16 protein-coding genes, 1 pseudogene and 1 riboswitch are annotated in these 17,261 nt (G+C 38.4%); of the genes and pseudogenes, 7 read left to right on the top strand and 10 right to left on the bottom strand.

From position 1 onward, the window contains the following. Positions 1-148 precede the first annotated feature (148 nt). Positions 149-1,306 carry an MFS transporter gene (locus tag GY23_RS11005; RefSeq protein WP_211270670.1) on the bottom strand — a complete coding sequence of 386 codons (1,158 nt, stop codon included), beginning with the start codon at positions 1,304-1,306 and terminating at the stop codon, positions 149-151. 121 nt (positions 1,307-1,427) lie between these two features. Here GY23_RS11005 and GY23_RS11000 point away from each other — a divergent pair, with 121 nt between their 5' ends. Next, positions 1,428-2,306: a D-alanyl-D-alanine carboxypeptidase family protein gene (locus tag GY23_RS11000; protein WP_075619278.1), complete on the top strand. Its 879-nt coding sequence runs from the start codon at positions 1,428-1,430 to the stop codon at positions 2,304-2,306. 359 nt (positions 2,307-2,665) lie between these two features. Here GY23_RS11000 and queF read toward each other — a convergent pair whose 3' ends face one another. The 5 genes from queF to cls all read right to left on the bottom strand — a co-directional run bounded on the left by queF (position 2,666) and on the right by cls (position 6,728). Beyond that, positions 2,666-3,169, bottom strand: coding sequence for a preQ(1) synthase (gene queF / locus GY23_RS10995; protein ID WP_075619277.1), 504 nt, complete (start codon positions 3,167-3,169; stop codon positions 2,666-2,668). 16 nt (positions 3,170-3,185) lie between these two features. After that, positions 3,186-3,893: a 7-carboxy-7-deazaguanine synthase QueE gene (gene queE, locus GY23_RS10990; protein ID WP_075619276.1), complete on the bottom strand. Its 708-nt coding sequence runs from the start codon at positions 3,891-3,893 to the stop codon at positions 3,186-3,188. Continuing rightward, positions 3,890-4,315 carry a 6-carboxytetrahydropterin synthase QueD gene (queD, locus tag GY23_RS10985; RefSeq protein ID WP_075619275.1) on the bottom strand — a complete coding sequence of 142 codons (426 nt, stop codon included), beginning with the start codon at positions 4,313-4,315 and terminating at the stop codon, positions 3,890-3,892. The genes queE and queD overlap by 4 nt, the downstream gene beginning before the upstream one ends. Beyond that, positions 4,312-4,980 carry a 7-cyano-7-deazaguanine synthase QueC gene (queC, locus tag GY23_RS10980; protein ID WP_075619274.1) on the bottom strand — a complete coding sequence of 223 codons (669 nt, stop codon included), beginning with the start codon at positions 4,978-4,980 and terminating at the stop codon, positions 4,312-4,314. Before queC ends, queD begins: the two co-directional genes overlap by 4 nt. A 95-nt stretch (positions 4,981-5,075) precedes the next feature. Then, a riboswitch (PreQ1 riboswitch) is annotated at positions 5,076-5,119 on the bottom strand. 154 nt (positions 5,120-5,273) lie between these two features. After that, positions 5,274-6,728: a cardiolipin synthase gene (gene cls, locus GY23_RS10975; RefSeq protein WP_075619273.1), complete on the bottom strand. Its 1,455-nt coding sequence runs from the start codon at positions 6,726-6,728 to the stop codon at positions 5,274-5,276. Positions 6,729-6,933: 205 nt separating this feature from the next. On the opposite strand from cls, the pseudogene GY23_RS10970 reads away from it, so the two are divergent. The 3 genes and pseudogenes from GY23_RS10970 to GY23_RS10965 all read left to right on the top strand — a co-directional run. Then, positions 6,934-7,104 (top strand): annotated as a pseudogene (locus GY23_RS10970) (cation:dicarboxylate symporter family transporter); the annotation flags it as partial. Positions 7,105-7,280: 176 nt separating this feature from the next. Continuing rightward, positions 7,281-7,427 (top strand): hypothetical protein, encoded by a 147-nt coding sequence (locus tag GY23_RS18280; RefSeq protein ID WP_161487598.1) that lies wholly within the window; start codon positions 7,281-7,283, stop codon positions 7,425-7,427. Positions 7,428-7,905: 478 nt separating this feature from the next. Continuing rightward, entirely contained in the window at positions 7,906-9,474 is a 1,569-nt protein-coding gene (locus GY23_RS10965) for a GNAT family N-acetyltransferase (protein ID WP_075619272.1), read from the top strand. An 18-nt stretch (positions 9,475-9,492) separates the two neighbouring features. Here the strand turns inward: GY23_RS10965 and GY23_RS10960 are convergent, their stop codons facing one another. Then, complete coding sequence (locus GY23_RS10960) at positions 9,493-10,734, bottom strand: helix-turn-helix domain-containing protein (protein WP_075619271.1); 1,242 nt, start codon at positions 10,732-10,734, stop codon at positions 9,493-9,495. 114 nt (positions 10,735-10,848) lie between these two features. Here GY23_RS10960 and GY23_RS10955 point away from each other — a divergent pair, with 114 nt between their 5' ends. Further along, a complete protein-coding gene (locus tag GY23_RS10955; RefSeq protein ID WP_139311111.1) occupies positions 10,849-12,153 on the top strand; it encodes an MFS transporter in 1,305 nt (434 codons plus the stop codon). 22 nt (positions 12,154-12,175) lie between these two features. Here the strand turns inward: GY23_RS10955 and GY23_RS10950 are convergent, their stop codons facing one another. Both GY23_RS10950 and GY23_RS10945 read right to left on the bottom strand, forming a co-directional pair. Further along, positions 12,176-13,351 carry an MFS transporter gene (locus GY23_RS10950; RefSeq protein WP_075619270.1) on the bottom strand — a complete coding sequence of 392 codons (1,176 nt, stop codon included), beginning with the start codon at positions 13,349-13,351 and terminating at the stop codon, positions 12,176-12,178. Positions 13,352-13,546: 195 nt separating this feature from the next. Continuing rightward, positions 13,547-13,960, bottom strand: a complete 414-nt coding sequence (locus GY23_RS10945; protein ID WP_075619269.1) for a CBS domain-containing protein — start codon at positions 13,958-13,960, stop codon at positions 13,547-13,549. A gap of 272 nt (positions 13,961-14,232) precedes the next feature. Between GY23_RS10945 and GY23_RS18485 the strand changes: the two genes are divergently transcribed. Beyond that, positions 14,233-14,370 (top strand): Lmo0850 family protein, encoded by a 138-nt coding sequence (locus tag GY23_RS18485; protein WP_169834567.1) that lies wholly within the window; start codon positions 14,233-14,235, stop codon positions 14,368-14,370. A gap of 712 nt (positions 14,371-15,082) precedes the next feature. On the opposite strand, the gene GY23_RS10940 is transcribed toward GY23_RS18485, so the two are convergent. Further along, positions 15,083-16,270, bottom strand: a complete 1,188-nt coding sequence (locus tag GY23_RS10940) for an FtsW/RodA/SpoVE family cell cycle protein (RefSeq protein ID WP_075619268.1) — start codon at positions 16,268-16,270, stop codon at positions 15,083-15,085. Between the two features lie 151 nt (positions 16,271-16,421). Here GY23_RS10940 and GY23_RS10935 point away from each other — a divergent pair, with 151 nt between their 5' ends. Then, positions 16,422-17,174 (top strand): hypothetical protein, encoded by a 753-nt coding sequence (locus GY23_RS10935; RefSeq protein WP_084544112.1) that lies wholly within the window; start codon positions 16,422-16,424, stop codon positions 17,172-17,174. Positions 17,175-17,261: the final 87 nt, after the last annotated feature.

Raw genomic sequence — 17,261 nt, 5'->3', positions numbered from 1 at the left:
ATCTTCTAAAAGCTCGTCTAATTGTTGCATTAATAGTATTACATCGAATTTTGAGATTCGTGACATGTAGATACACTCCTTCTCGGTTTTCTTTCTATATCATTCGAGGCAATGACTAGTTTTCTGTCCGTCAATTACAAAAAAATATTTAGTACGCGAACTTTTTCCGTGTTAACAGTACAATTACGATTGCAGGAATCGAACAAAGTGTCATTCCTAAAAATGCAATTCCAGGGCTGATTTCGTATAAATAGCCCCCTGCAAACGTTAATATGGCTGTACTTAAACCCATAGCAAATGCAGAATACATTCCTTGTGCAGCTGGTATTTCATCAGATGGTATACGTTTTGAAATAAACTGGATAAAACCATAGTGTGCAATTCCGAATGAGGCTGCATGAAGCAATTGAGAAATAATAAAAACCCAAACCGTGGGGAATAGGAAAATTAAGAGCCATCGAAGTGTAGACCCGATTCCCGCAATTAAGAACATCGTTGATTCTTTTTTATGGGAAAAGAATCGATCTGCCTGAATGAAAAATAAAATCTCTAATAGTACGGCCACATTAAGCACTACACCAATATATAAGCTATTTACATGAAGATCCTGCAGATAAATATAACCGAAATTGTAATAAGAAGCATGTGCACCTTGTAAGAGAATGGCAAGGATTAGAACGGTAACAAAAGGCTTGGATGTCAATAAACGTTTGAAATCTGATTTTTTGTGAGGACCTTTAACGAATTTAGGGTTAAGTGATAGTACAGTTGGGGCAGAGCGTGTGTGGAGGTACCACATAAAAACTAAACTAATTAACATCACCCACAAAATAGCTTGTTCACTCCATAGTGCAGTAAAAGCACCTATTATTAAAAGGGCAATTGCATAGCCAATTGAGCCATACGAACGGCTTTTTCCGTAGTGAACCTTATCTGTTTGAATCAATATAGTAGCACTACTTTCCATTGCGGGTAACAAGTTGGGATAAACTAAACTAAATAAAACGGTGATTATTAGTAACGATGAAAAATTATCAGCTGGAATATACAGGAACATTAGAAGTACAGACAAAAATGCTGTCCATATCATGATTCGACGGATGGAAGCGACTTTTGTAGCTGCTGGGAATAAAATAAAAGTAGAAAAGGCACGCGCAAATAAACCCGCACCCATAATGAGACTCGCATGTGCAACGGTAAGACCTTTTTCAGTTGTTAACCAGCCTGTCCAAAATGGAAGGAAGACGCCCCAAGTAAAGAAAAATGCGAAAAAGTTAACCGATAACCATCTTTGAGAATTAATCATTAGGGAAACCTCTTATCTATTTTAATAATCTACTATTTATTATACCGAAAATAAGAGCGGAGTGTTCTGTCTATAAAATTAATGGTAATATACAAGTACGATATATGAAAGAAGGATTCTCATGCAATCTCGAAAAATACGTTTTCATAACAACAAGAAAAAGAAGAAGTGGCCGATCATCGTTACATGTCTTATTGGAGGTATTCTCATTATCGTGCCAACCATATGGATTGGCTTACACGACTGGAATCTTGATGAAAGTTTAATCGCTCTGAATCCAGAGACACCACATGAGCAGCCAACACAAACAACTACAGAACCGGATACTCCAGATAGTGAAAATCCAGACCCTGTTCCTACTGAAGAACCAGAAGAAGTTGTTCCACCACAAGAAAAACCGGATGAATCAAAGGAACAACACACGCCTCCAGCAGAGGAACCACCGAATAATAGTTATATTCCAAACCAGGCTTTACCTGAGTCACCTACAATCATAAATGGTTTTATCATTGCTAATAAAAAGTACCCTTTACCTTCGACCTATAATAAAGGCGAGGATCAAACAGCTCGGGAAGCTTTTGATAAAATGGCAGCAGCTGCAAAAATTGATGGCTTCGAACTTTTTGCTTTTAGTACATTTAGATCCTATGAACGTCAAGTCACTCTATATAATCAATACGTGGAGAAAGACGGGCAAGAAGCTGCAGATCGTTATAGTGCACGACCTGGCTATTCCGAGCATCAAACGGGTCTAGCATTCGATATAGGAGAGATAAACTTTGAGCAGCACTGGGCTTCTTCATCATTTGGTGAAACTCCAGCTGGCAAATGGGTCGCACAAAACGCACATCTGTACGGATTTATTATGCGTTATCCGCTAGGGAAAGAAGAAATTACAGGCTACATGCACGAAGCCTGGCATTTTCGCTATGTTGGTGTCGTGACCGCGACAGATATCTATACAAACAAACAAACACTCGAAGAATATTTAGAACTATAAATAGTTTTCACAGAATTAATGAGTGCCTTCAGTGTGCTAAAAGTTGAATGGGCATATCTAATTGAAAATTATCAGGACACTAACTGAAATTAGTATTATCTTTAAACAACAAAAACAGCGAAACTTCCCTCAATAAAGTTGAAGGAAGAATCGCTGTTTTTGTGTATACACTGTACTGAGTTAGATGTCATCCATATGCCTAGGCAGAACTTGTGTAGGCACCTTTCAGGTGGTAGCCAGAGAGAAGCCAGGCATCACATAGCGCCGAAGCGGGTATTATGGGGAATACTTAGTCAAGTAGTATATAAGTGTGAACTTTTTCAGTAGCCTCGTACTTAAGAGGAGACCTTTTTTGCAGTTTAACGATTATCAATCGTTTCAGGATACATGTCGTGGTTCATCATACGATGACTAGCCATCTCTTCATACTTAGTACCAGGCTTTCCATAGTTCGTATAGGGGTCAATACTGATTCCGCCACGTGGCGTGAATTTGCCCCAAACCTCGATATAGCGAGGTTCCATTAGTTCGACCAAATCGTTCAGAATGATATTCATACAATCTTCATGGAAGTCCCCATGATTTCTGAAACTAAATAAGTATAATTTCAACGATTTACTTTCCACCATTTTAATATCAGGGATATAACTAATATAAATCGTAGCGAAATCGGGCTGGCTCGTAATCGGACATAAAGAAGTAAACTCTGGGCAATTGAATTTCACAAAATAGTCTCGATAAGGGTGTTTATTATCAAATGATTCTAAAACGCCAGGATTATATGAAAAATCATATTGTACATTTTGGTTACCCAATAAGCTAATTCCTTGTTCTTGTAACTCTGCTTTTTCACGACCGCTCATCTTTTGTTCCTCCTTGTTAAACACCGCGTTTATTCCCCCAAATCAAAGCATGTAATTGAGGTAATACTCGTGCATCATTCATGATCGTAGATTTCATTGCACGATCTATTAACCATTCAAACCGTTTCAATAAAGTAGCAACCAATGCTTGATCATCCACAGTTAATACATCATCATTGCCAATTTGTAAATAGAATGGAATATGGGGGTAGCGTGTATGAATCATCTCTGCATATTTAAAATCGCCTTCATCAAAAATCACAACTTTTAAACTCACATTGGAATCCTGTAAGTTGGAGATAAAGACATCCAGCTTATCAAAATCGGTAGTCATTAAAGAACTCGGTGGTTTTGGAGAGATGGTTATATCATCAATATCCAGTAGCCAGTTCTGCCAAAAAGATCCTTGCGTTTCAATCGCAACTTTCCAACCTTGTTCGTGACATTGATCAATTAATTCGCCTAATCCTTTATGCAGGGCAGGGTTGCCTCCTGAAATCGTGATGTGAGAGAACGTCTCGCCACCAATTTCTTTCAAAGACTGAATGATTTCATCCGCTTTCATTGCTGTGCTTTTCCCAGTCCCATCCCATGTGAACTTCGAGTCACACCATGAACATGAATAGTCACAGCCTCCAGTACGGACGAACATGGTTTTTTGGCCAATCACCATTCCTTCACCTTGAATAGTAGGTCCGAATATCTCCATTACGGGTATCTTCATACTAAATCCTCCGCTTTTGGACGATACACAACATAGCTTGTAGGTGTTTCGCGAACGATTACTTGCATGCATTTCGGCTGATGTGTAAGTGTGTGAAGTTGATTTTGAATCGTCGTCCAGATCTGTTCAGCCACTAGTTCTGTCGTAGGGAATTTCTGCTTGAATTCAGGGTGATCATTTAGAACGGTATGGTCATATCTTTTGTGAACGAGATTTTTGATTTCCTTGAAGTCGATAAGGAACCCCATATGATCTAGCTGATCTCCAGCAATCGTGATGTTGATAAAGTAAGTGTGCCCGTGCATATATTGACAATTGCCAGCATCTTCATGCGGGATGAAGTGTGCTGCGGACAAATGCATATCTTTATTTAATTCGTACCGAAACGAGTGGTGTGTCTGTGGGTAAAATTGTTGAATCATTGTGCTGCACTTCCTTGTTTTTCTGCAAGGTAAGTGGTTAACCCATTACTCCGCAATACACAGGAAGGGCATTCGCCACAACCGTCTCCGCGTACTCCTTCGTAGCAAGTCAGTGTTTTTTCACGAACGAAATCCAACGCATTTAAATCGTCGGCTAGCTTCCATGTTTCTGCTTTGTCCAACCACATTAAGGGGGTATGGAATTCTAGCGATGTATCCATTGCTAAGTTAATGGATACATTCAGTGCTTTGACAAATACGTCGCGGCAATCTGGATATCCACTAAAATCAGTCTCACAAACGCCAGTAATGATATGGCGGGCTCCAATCGATTGTGCATAAACTGCAGCGAACGAAAGGAATAAATGATTGCGTCCAGGAACAAAAGTAGAAGGCAATCCGCCATCTGTTCCTTCTGTCACGGCAATATCACTTCTTGTTAAAGCATTGGCTGAGAGTTGGTTAATCAAGGTCATGTCCAAAACTTTAAATGGAACATTTAGTTCATTGGCGATTTCTTCAGCACATTTTATTTCTTCGATGTGCCGTTGACCATAGTCAAATGTGACTGTATATACCTCTTCGTATTGTGTTAAAGCCCATAAAAGACAAGTTGTACTATCTTGACCTCCACTAAATACGACTACTGCTTTTTCTTGTTTCATTGCTCATTTCTCCTTTGGAAGAATGAGTTTCGACAATCTCTATGTAGGTGATTTAGTAGGATAACTAGCATGTAAATATGAAAGTAAGCGACAGAATCACCTTAGTTTTTTATAGAGGGAGTTTGCGAACCTCTTCTTATTTTGGTACATCGTACATAATAGCATATATAGGATTATGTTCATACCGAATGTATTCCTTTAGAACTCATTCGGTATACATTCACACAAACTAATTGATACAAAAAAGCATGAAGACAACAATTATCTTCATGCAGGGTGAATATACTTTCATGTTATAGAATCGGTGATAATAGTCTGGAGATGGATTCTTTCATTTTAATGAAGCGTGTGCGATTTTCATAAAGTTCCCATGTAAGTTCTGTTGATAACAACATGTCTTGTTCAAATAACTCCGCCAGTTCATGGGATGTTTCTCGATCATAAATAAATGCATTTACTTCAAAATTCAATTTAAAACTGCGGACATCGATATTAGCTGTTCCAACAGTTGACGCTTCATCGTCTACCACAATCATTTTCGTATGCAAAAATCCATTTTCATAAATATAAACTTTTGCCCCCGCTTTAATCAGTTGACCAACATAAGAATACGTCGCCCAATAAACAAACATGTGGTCTGGCTTATTCGGAATCATAATGCGCACATCGATGCCCGACAAACAAGCGATGCGAAGTGAGTCCATAAAGCTCGCATCAGGTATGAAATATGGCGTCTGAATATAAATATACTTTCTTGCCATGGTGATTAACTTTAAATAGCCATTTTTAATTTGTTCCCATTCGGAATCGGGACCACTTGAAACAATCTGTAGGCCAACAGATCCTTTCATAGGAATAGCAGGGAAGTATCGATCAGAGTATTCAATATCTTGGTCTTTTGATGCTTGATTCCAATCTAAAATAAAACGAGTTTGGAGTGGGTGAAGGGCACTTCCTTCTATTCGAAGATGTGTATCACGCCAGTAGCCAAATTTACGATCCAAACCTAGATATTCATCCCCAACATTAAATCCGCCGATATAACCGACGCGGCCATCAATCACTACAATTTTTCGGTGATTCCGGTAATTTAAACGTGGATTGACAAGAGGCATAATCGAAGGGAAAAAGGCTTCTACTTCTCCGCCTAAATTAATCAGTTTATGGAAATGTCTTTTTCTCAGTCCTCTGGAACCCATATCGTCATAGAGCAATCTAACTTTTATCCCTTGCTTGGCTTTCCGCAGTAACACGTCATAAATCCGACTTCCAAGTCCATCTAAACGGAAAATGTAGTATTGAATATGGATATGATCTTTTGCATGTTCTAAGTCGTCTAACAGTGCAGAGAATTTTTGTTCCCCATCATTAAAGATTGTCACCTCATTATCTTGCGTCAACACCGCATGATTATTTCGAAGCTGCATGTAGATCATGTCTTTATAATCCAATGCATCTTCAAGTCGAAACTCAAATGTCCCATCTTCAATGGCATCAATTTGATAATCTATTAGCTTGTCGATCCCAATCTTACTGCGACCTTCCCAGCGGAATAAATGTTTCTTCCTTAATTGTCTCCCTAACATTAAATATAAAAGGAATCCAAATACGGGAATAAAGAATAAAACCATTAACCAAGCCCATGTAGAAGAAGCATCTCTTCGTTCAAGAAAGATTAAAGCAATGGCTAAAAATATATTAAGTATAATTATGGCGGAAATTGCGATGCTGATTAAACTAACAGCCATAAAGTCCCACCTTTCATGAATGACTCTTTTTTTACTCTTGGCTATAAGAATGCTATTGAAGTTGAATAAAAAACGAAAGAGTGCACTTGCGCATAACACAGCTTTTCTGCGGCAAGCGCAAATGTACGATAATGACAGGAAAGTGCATTGTAGCTTTACTATTTAGTATAACCGAATGTATATAAAGAAAGAAGAAATTAGAGCAGCTGAACTATTACTATTTGCTTTTACTTCACGTTCTAGTGCTGGTACTTTACCACTAACGCTTGATGCTCAAACTACTCGTTTTGGTGTTCCACAAGGAATCGCAAACTTTGCAGGTTCGTTTGGTTTATCGATTGGGCAAAATGGATGTGCTGGTATTTACCTAGCGATGTAAGACAATGATAAACCCGAATTCCTTTAAGGAAGTCGGGTTTTTTGCTGAAATCAAACACATCTTACGCCCCCCTCAACCTACATCTGCAGGAGGAAGGAATTCAAAGAAGCAATTGTTAAAATGAAGTTAACAAAACAATGAACAGACTTGATGTTCACTTAGGAGGAAATTGGATGTTTGCCATCGTAAGAAATGAATTGTTTATGGGGAACAAAAGAGAAGTTATTATTCGGGAAAATAAATCAGAGGTGCAAATTGAAAGAATTGACATGCTCCGAACTTCAAATGACTTAAAAACAACTCATTTGAAACGAGAGTGAAGTCGATTTTTCGAGCAAGATTTGATAGTTGACAGCGTCGTTACCAATAGATTATGCATTTATTTGGATTCGGTGATTTCGATATACGTTAAATAAGAAATTCCTCCGAAGTGTCGGAGGAGTTTTTTCGCTATTCTGTTTCATTTAATTTGTTAGAAAAAAGAACATAATGAGAAGTAAGACGTTCTTTATAGTGGGCAATGTTAAAGAAAGCTAATGACAATGAAAAAGAAAAGTCCTTTTTGCGCCTAGACAGCTTTTCTGCGACGAGATTGCGCAGGAGCAAGCCGCAAAAAGCGTGAAGAATGAAGCCCACAAACATGCGGTCTTCATACTTGTGGTGGGCTCATGCGGAACCTGCGGCAAGTGCAAATGTACGATATAGAACTATATATCTTAACTTAGCTATTAATCTAGGTATTATTAAAAAGATTATTTCAACGTGGCTATACATTAAAAGATGGAGGTGGTGTCTATCATGTATTGGTGTAAAATTGCACGCAATGAGTCTGAATTTGAAGCGATTGCCAAACTAAATTACGAGACGTTTGTAGAGGAGATCCCTCAACATGAACAACATCATAGTGGAAAACGTACAGATGCTTTTCACCATGAAAATACATACTTAATCGTGTTAAAAGGTCAACAACTTGTTGGAATGATTGCATTACGAGACCAACGACCATTTTCGTTAGACCGTAAAATTGGGCCAGTAGAAAATTCATTGCCACAAGAGGCATTAAAAGGAAAGCTTTGCGAAATTAGATTGTTATCGGTTCGAAAAGAACATCGAAATGGACGTGTCTTTTTCTTGTTAGCACGTGCTTTAGCAGATTATGCTTATGAGAAAGGGTACGGGGCAGCGGTCATATCGGGTACGGTCCGTGAAATGAAACTGTATGGCCAGCTTGGTTTTCAAGCTTTTGCCCATACAGTCGGAAGTGAGGAAGCTGCTTTTGTTCCGATGTTTTTAACGAAAGAACGCTATGAACAATCGATAGCTGCGCGTTTTCAGCAGAAAAGACATATGTTCTATCCGGGACCTAATGAGTTGACGAAGGAATTAAAAATAGCATTCCAGCAATCACCGATATCCCACCGATCAGTTGAGTTTACTGAACTATTAAAGCGCGTACAAAGCCGATTAACGGAGATGACAGGAGCGACACAAGTCCATCTCTTAGCAGGAAGCGGGACACTTGCAAACGAAGCGATGATTGCACAAATTAGTCGTCTCCAATCCAAAGGGTTGATATTGATTAATGGTGCCTTTGGTGAACGTTTGAGGAAGCAAGCTCAAAAGTGGAATTTGAAATTCGAAACTATCGAAGAAGAGTGGGGGACTCCTTTTAACTTTTCGGAAATAAAAAATACCATTCAGACGGGAACCTATGGATGGGTGTTATTGGTGCATGGAGAAACGTCAACGGGCATGTTAAATGATTTCCAAGACATACTTGCAGTTTGTAAAGGACAACAAGTACACCTATGCATGGATTGTATCAGTTCTATTGGTGCAGTTCCGTTTTCGTTACAAGACGTTTACTTGGCAACTGGAGTCAGTGGGAAAGCAATAGGGACGATGACGGGATTAGCCATGGTTTATTCAAATCATGAAATAGAAGAATCTAGTTCTATTCCGTCGTACTTGGATTTAGGCTCTTATGCCAATGGGAGGATTCCGTATACGTATTCTTCCCAACTGCTCAAAAGCTTAGAAATCGCGTTGAAAGCATATCATAACGAAGCAAGGTATACAGTTTTGAACGAACGATATCAAAATCTTTTACATGTGGAGGCAAGCGGTGAACTGGAGTTTTTAACAAAACAAGGGTATCCCATGATTGTCACATTAACCATGCAACAAATAGGCAAATACCTATCGCTTGATGCAAGACTTTCTGGATTTGATTTGCATGATCAAAGTGCTTATTTGAAAGACAGACAATGGGTACAAATTTCGCTCATTCAACCAAACTTTGAGGAGTCATTTGAAAAGTTTCATTTGTGGTTACGCAATTATATTAATTATGAAAACAAGCAGTGAACTCGTCTCGAGTCACTGCTAGTTTTGAATTTGTGCAAGTGTTTGATTTATAAATTTCTTGTACGGTGTATCTGGCATTGGCGTGATTAAGTCAACACCGAGTTGTGCTTCTTCAAGTGCCTGGTCCATATCTCCAAGTTGTGAATAGCAAAGAGCCCGATAAGAATGGACTTCATACGCCATCGATAAATCGTAGGGGTGATGGAGGTAGACCGGTACTATATAGGCCTCAAGTAATTCAGTTGCTTCATTTATGAACCCTAATCCTAATAAGGCTTTGCCTTTTTCAAGACGGTAGTGGTTATTATCTTCATTTTTTGGATTCTCTTTATCCAATTCTTTCACTAGCTCATGGAAACGCTCGATATAGATCAACGCGTTCTTGTAATCGAGTGCATAGGAATTATAATAATGGGCTTCTAATAACTCTGCAATGGCTGCAGAATTTTTGTCTTCGGCGAATTCCCCATATTGTCTAACCTTGTGCAAGTAATAACGCCGATCTCCTTCATCCCCATTTATAATGGCTTGGAAACAAGCGAAACGATATAAATCGTCAATACGGTAAAATAGTTTTTTTTCCTTCGAATATGAAATTGCCTCGTTCATTTTGAAACGTGCCAAATCATAATTTCCTACTGCAGAATATAATATTGATTCAATATACAGATAATCAAGAGTGGTCATGGCATCCAGCTGGATGGATTTCCGTTTCATTTCTTCATGTTCATGTAAAATAAAGTCCAAAGATTCCTGGTATTCATGCCTATTAAATCGAATCAATCCTTTAAATAAAGTGAGGGATGCACTTTGATTGTATAGATGTAATTGATCGTACATCGATTGGGCTTGAGCAAAAGAGATTTCCCAGTTATCACGATTTAAATTGTAAGCGCATCTACTGTAAATCTCCAGCAACCTGGCAGACTCATAACTGATGGTAAGCTTGTCCAGCAAGGGTTCAATCAATTGGACGATTTTTGAATGTTCATCGGTTAAATTAGAGAACTCCACTTTATATAATTTTTCTACTTCTTCAAGTACGCTTCTCTTTTCAGATTGGCTGACTTCCTCCATTAATTCAGTAGTCTCCACACCTAGTTGTTGTGCTATATAAGATAAGCTCTCCATCGAAGGCTGAGCTTTGCCGTTTTCAATCAAACTTAACATGCCTTTTGTGAGTTTTTTTCCTGCCAATGCTTCGAGCGTTAACTTTTGCTCTTTACGTAACTGGCGAATACGCAGCCCGATATTTTCCAAAGCTCATCGCTCCATTTCTTTTGTTTAATTATATTAAACTTTCGCTTGCGAGGGAAGTGCTTGCGTGTTATTATTTGTTTAATTAAATTAAACAAACTGAAAAGAGGAAATTTTGTGGATATGACGTTGAAGTTAAGAAAAGCCACGTATCATCTTTGGACATTTACAATCAGTAAATTGATTTCGACATTTGGGGCTAGTGTTTATTCGTTCGGTATTAGTTTTTATATCTTGTCAATCACAGGATCGGCTACAAGTTTTGCTACCAACATGATTTGTAGTATTCTGCCTAGAGCATTACTGGCCCCATTTGCAGGGTATGCGGCTGATAAGTATTCGAAAAAGAAAATTGTGATACTTGCACAAATATGTAGCGTTTTGGCAGTGAGTGGATTATTGACAGTCAGCATAAGTTTGGGTTTGTCACTTGTAGCCATTTACATTACCACGTGTGTCCTTTCGATAACTTCCCTTTTTTCAGGAGTGACGTTCAGTTCATCCATTGCAAACTTGGTTAATGAAGAACGTATTCAAAAAGCCATGTCATTTAATCAGATGTCGATTTCCATCGCGACCATCGGAGGGCCAGCAGTAGGCGGATTATTATTTGGTTTAGTCTCGATGCCCACTTTCCTCGTCATCCATATCATCGGTTACGCTGTTGCGGTGGTGCTCGAAGCGACAATGGATTTTAAGTTATTCACGAAGAAAACGGAAGAAGTTTTAGAAGAAACAAAAGAAACCATGTTCCAGAGTATTAAAGCGGGTATTCAGTATCTGAAACAACATCGTATATTAACGGTGATTGTATGGGTTGCTTTAGTCATTAACTTTTGCTTTGGTGCATTTCAAATTGGATTTTCCTATATTCTCGTTGAAAAATTAAACGTAGAATCTACTCACTTTGGACTGACAGAGGGTGCTCTCTCCGTGGGAATGCTTGGAGCATCTATCTACTTCTCCATGCGAAAGGATTTGAAATATCCATTGGTGACTTCCAAAAGAGGAATTTTTATCATGGGTATTATCATGGCAGCAGTCGCTTTACCTTTACTCGTCACGTTTTCCTATTTTGGTATTATCAGTTTCTATTTTGTGCTGATGTTTGCATTTGGTGTAACGATGATATTTGTAAATACCCCAATAGGAGTATTAATGCAAAAGCGTATTGATGAAGAATACAGAGGTCGAGTATTTGGAATCCTAGAAACAATGGCGATGGCTTTAATGCCACTAGGGATGGTTATTTTCGGATTCCTTTACGACATTATTCCAGCACAATGGGTATTGCTAGGTTCAAGTTCGCTCTTGATAATTGCAGTCCTTTATATGCTTCGTCCTTCAATCATGAAGCAAGCACATCCGGAGCTGGGGGAGAAAAAACCTTCAGTTGAAACGATAGAAACTGTCACTTCATAAGAAAAAAGTCCAGTACCTCCTCTTAAGAGACAGCTGGACTTTCGTTTGTTAATTTCTTATTCGATTTGCGGAAAAGAATAATCAAGCCAATCGATAGAATAGCGAGTATGGAGGACAGAATATAGACTTTGTCTGGTTGAACCGTGAATATCCATGTAAACAGTAGTGGTCCGATTATGCGTCCCATATTATCCATCGAGTATGTCATCCCGGCAGCGGTCCCAAACATTCCGCCAGATTCTTTCGTTGTAAGTGAAACTAATGCAGTTCGAGCCAATGCATTTCCAGCTGTAAAGACACTTAGTGCAAACCCAGCCCACAGTAGACTGCCTGTAAAAAGCAATAAGAATAGGCCGATTGCTGTTACTATCTGAGCACCTATAATCCATTTTGTTTCTTGACCGTTCTTAATTCTTCGAACAACGCCACCTTGTATTATTGCATCAACTAACCCACTTGCCATGAATAAATAACCGAGCTGAAGCGGCGTGATGTCAATCTTATCAATCTGAAACAATTGGAAAGTTGATTCAAGTCCAGCCAGCAGGAAAGTAACCATAAAAGAAAAAAGGAATAAGTAACGAACGCGATATTTCCAGAACTCTTTCGCACCTTGAGGGACAATCGTTCGTTTTTTCGCTTGACCTCGTCGTTCAGGTTCTTTCAGAATAACGCTTGCATAGATCAGCAGTGCAAAAAGAAGGAGGGCAGATGCAACAAAAGGAAGCTGCAAACTGTGAGCTCCAAGTAACCCTCCGATTGCTGGTCCAAAAATAAAACCTAATCCAATCGACATACCAAGTAACCCCATGTATTTGTTTCGCTCTTCTTCAGTGGTCATGTCAGCAACGAAGCCAGTGACAGCTGTATACAACGCACCAGAGAAAATTCCACCAACAATACGTGATATGTATAACATCGGTAGCACATCAATAAAACTCGCGAATATCACAAAACTCATACTGAACCCAAAGAGACCAATTAAAATTAATTTCTTTCTACCTGTTCGATCTGATAAAGCCCCCCACAATGGAGCAGTAAAGAAGGAAGCTAGGGCATAAATCGTCAATAATCCACCAACATGAACTTCACTCAAACCTTGTTCTAGTATTACCTCCGGCAAAATCGGAATGATAATGCCAAAACCTAAATACACAAAAAACTGTACCGACATTAATAATAAAATGGCTTTCTTCATACTTAAAGAACCTGCTTTCTAAACTCATTACGTATAGTTCATTTTACTAGTAAATAAGTATACAAACAACAAAGGAACTTAAAAACACCGCAAGTCCAAAGAACTTGCGGAGAGATGATATGATTTGTGCGATAAACGTGACTAAAATGAAAATCAAATTAAAAACCCCAAACTTAAAAAAGTTTGGGGAGTGTATTACGTGTGTCTTGGCTCGGAAATTTCATGTAGAGCTTGAGAAGCTTCATGGAGTGTTTCGCTTGGGACGGATAAATCGGCAATAGCCACAAAGCCAACAAGCCCTTCATTTTTAATGACTGGCAATCTGCGTATACGATGTTGAGCCATGATTGCAGCGGCTTCATCTGTAGAGGTTTCAGGACCAACAGAAATTACTTCATGAGACATCACGTCTTTTACATACTTTTGCCCATCTTTTGCAACAGATCTTGTCACGATATCACGGTCAGTGATCATACCTATCACACGGGGACCATCAACGACTGGCATACATCCGATATCCAATGCCCGCATACTTTGGGCAATTTCCGATATTAAATCGGTTGGTGTACAAGTTACAATATCTCGGGACATGATGTCTTTGATCTTCACACAAAATCCTCCTTTTAAAGTTTGTTTAAAAAGTCTGCACAAAATAGCTACTTGCCTCTTATGAAATTCTTTTCAAACACGCTTTTAGTTTCGTTAGTATGATTTACATTTAAATAAAATATGTAACAAAATTGAAAGATTTAAAAGCACTAAAAAGTGGTATGCTATGGGTATAGTATAAAAAATAAAATAAGTCAATTTTTTTACATGATTGTTGAAACTTTTAGTTAATGAATTCGTTCCAATATTATAGGAAAGATGAGGTGGACGGTATGACGAAAGAAGTAGATTTGAAAAAAATCGTTTCGAATTTGTCGAAGTTAGGTGTAACAGTTACGATGACAAAATCTCGTCTCGAAATGTTAAAAGCACTTGCACCACCCTCTCAAACTCCTCAATCCCAAGGATAATCATCATCAAAGAATTTACATAAGCTAAAAAGCGATCCAAAAGTCCCTCTTTTGGATCGCTTTTTTAGATAATATAAGAAAGTACAAAATTTGTGACTTCCAAGAATTCAGTGTTCAAAGCTTGTGCTGCCCTTAATAGAGGCTACTGAAAAAGTACATCATTATAGACTGGACTAAGTATTCCCTATAATCACGCGTCTGCGATTTGTGGATGCCTCCCACGAGAAAGCAAGGCAGAAAATCATTGCCAGTCTTCTTACTCTGGCTACCATGTGAAAGGTGCCTACGCTGTTTCTGCCTAGACATATTGATACCATCTGATTCAGTACGATGTATACAAATAACTAACGAGTCTTCCCGGGATTTTATCGAGGGGGGGCTTGCTTGTGCTTGTTTAGATTGAAAGGACTTTTTCATGTGGAATAAATTGGATGAACGGGTAGAAATCAAAATAAATGGAAAGAATACAAATAGCCATGTTCCTTTAACAGTAACGTAGCGGAAAACAAAACTAATTTAATTTGCCCCCATCTCTTTATTCTTAGACCATGGTGCAGCAATAAGAAGTCCAAAGCGATTTGCAACCCTTCACGATTCAGTATTACCCTCCAATATAAATTTACTAAAGGACCGAACGCACTTTGCACTTTTTCTAATGAAATCCAAACGGCATTCGCAAAAAAAGATTACGCAGCAGCCTGCGTAATCTTTGTTAATCATCACTATGAGAGCCAAACATGTAAGTACGATGATGGAACTTCATGCTGAACACCAATCCAAGTGCAAGCATATTCCCCATAAGCGAACTTCCTCCATAACTAATAAAAGGTAGAGGGATACCAGTAATTGGTAATAATTGAATGGTCATCCCAATATTTTGGAAAACATGGAATGTAATCATGGCGATTATGCCAGCACATACATACGTACTAAACGGATCTTTTAGCTGCAATGTGATTTTTGTTAAATGGTAAATCAGTAAGAAAAATAAACTGATGACTATACTAGCCCCAATAAAGCCATATTCTTCACCAATTACAGTGAAAATAAAGTCAGTATGATTTTCAGGCACATAGACCTGTCGACCTTGGTACCCTTTCCCTGTAATTTCTCCAGATCCAATGGCCGTCATGGCATTAATTAAGTTATACCCTTCAGCAGTTGCATATGAGTATGGATCAAGCCATGAATAGACACGAGCATTTTGGTAGGCCTTAAAACCGAATGTGTTCGAGAGAAAATCTTGCATGTAGACTGCCATCCAAAGTAATGTGCCGCCCATAATAGCGGTACCTGCAAATAAAGGCACAATTAGCTTCCATGTAATCCCACCAACAAGCATGAGTGCGGCAGTAATCGCGATGAAAACGAGTGATGTCCCTAAATCGGGTTGCTTCATAATAAAGAGAAGGGGTACAAGCATTGTGAGTGCAATTTTACCAAGTAATATTAAATCTGTTTTCATCGATTTTAATGGGAATTTTTCATGATGTTTACTAATCATGCGGGCCATCGCTAAAATGAAAAAGGTTTTCATAAACTCGGAGGGCTGAATACTCCCAAGTCCAGGTAAGTGATACCAGCTTTTTGCATTATTACGAAGTTGTCCAATTTGACCTTGACCCTCCGGCATGAAAATCAATAATAGTAAAAGAAATATACCGCCACCGTATAGAATCCAAGCCATCTTTTTATATTGTTCTGGCTCAAAAAACATGGCAAGTCCAATGATAATGGCTCCAACTAAATACCAAAAAGTTTGTTTTGGAATAAAGTTTATTAAATATTGTCCGGATGTTTGTGCAGATGAAATTGCAAACAAGCTAACGATAAAAAGTAGTAATATGATAAAAGCTAGCGTCCAGTCAAAACGATCCGCGAACCCTTTGTTATTTTCCATAATTGTCACCTAAATTCTAATTTGAAGTTACAGCCAATTTATTATAACGTAAATGTTACACAAAAGCTTGTGCAGTATGTAATGACGTAAGACACGCTCAAATGTTTCTTTCTACATAAAGTGAGATTATAATGAGAGAGGAAATGGAGTGATGATCGTGGTGAAAAAGGCACGTGATATTGAAGATTTTCTTCACCATATTTATATACATATGAATGAAGCGGATCAATTCGTATTGTTCAGTGGTTTAACTATGCAACAATTTGTACAATGTGCAGGACCTTTGCAAAATTTGTTATTGCTTAAGCATGAGTATGAAGACAGTTCTTTTAACATGCATACCCAATTAGAGTTTGTTCCAGATGAAGAGGTACTTTCTTTTACGAAAGAGTTCATGGACAAACCTACTGATATAAGATGGATTGATTTTGCGGATGAACCCAGACTTAATATGTTAACGCCCCAAGAACAAGCTGAATTATTATATATTGGCCATAAAAAAGAACCGATTCGCTCACCGTTTTACCATCAACTTCAAAATCACTTTGTGTACTTGTCCAATGAAGAAGAAAGTATGACGAAAATTTATTTTCGCGAACTAAATGATTCACTTCGTTTAGTCGTTAATATACTAAATCAAGTAGTACGTGAAAAAGAAAGAGGCACTGCATTTTGGCGTCGTAAACAAAAAGAAGTTTATCCCGAACTCACAATGGAGCAACTCAATGCACATAAATCATTGTTGAAGGAAGGGATCCTGCTTTCGTTATGCAAAATTGAAAAATCAATAGCATCGTATGTTTTAGAAATCCGCTCTTTACCAGACACGGTTTTCGCTGATGAAATATGGGACGAATTAACTGCAGTAGTGAAACAAACCCCGGATGAAACGATCCGTTTTTAACGACAATCCCTTGCAAAGATGAGTGCAAGGGATTGTTTTTTTCATTTCTGTTCATAGGTCAACAAGGTTCGTGATAAAATATGAATA

The organism is Paenisporosarcina indica (assembly GCF_001939075.1).
Taxonomy (GTDB): Bacteria; Bacillota; Bacilli; order Bacillales_A; family Planococcaceae; genus Paenisporosarcina; species Paenisporosarcina indica.
This window is presented reverse-complemented; position numbering and strand designations above follow the sequence as displayed.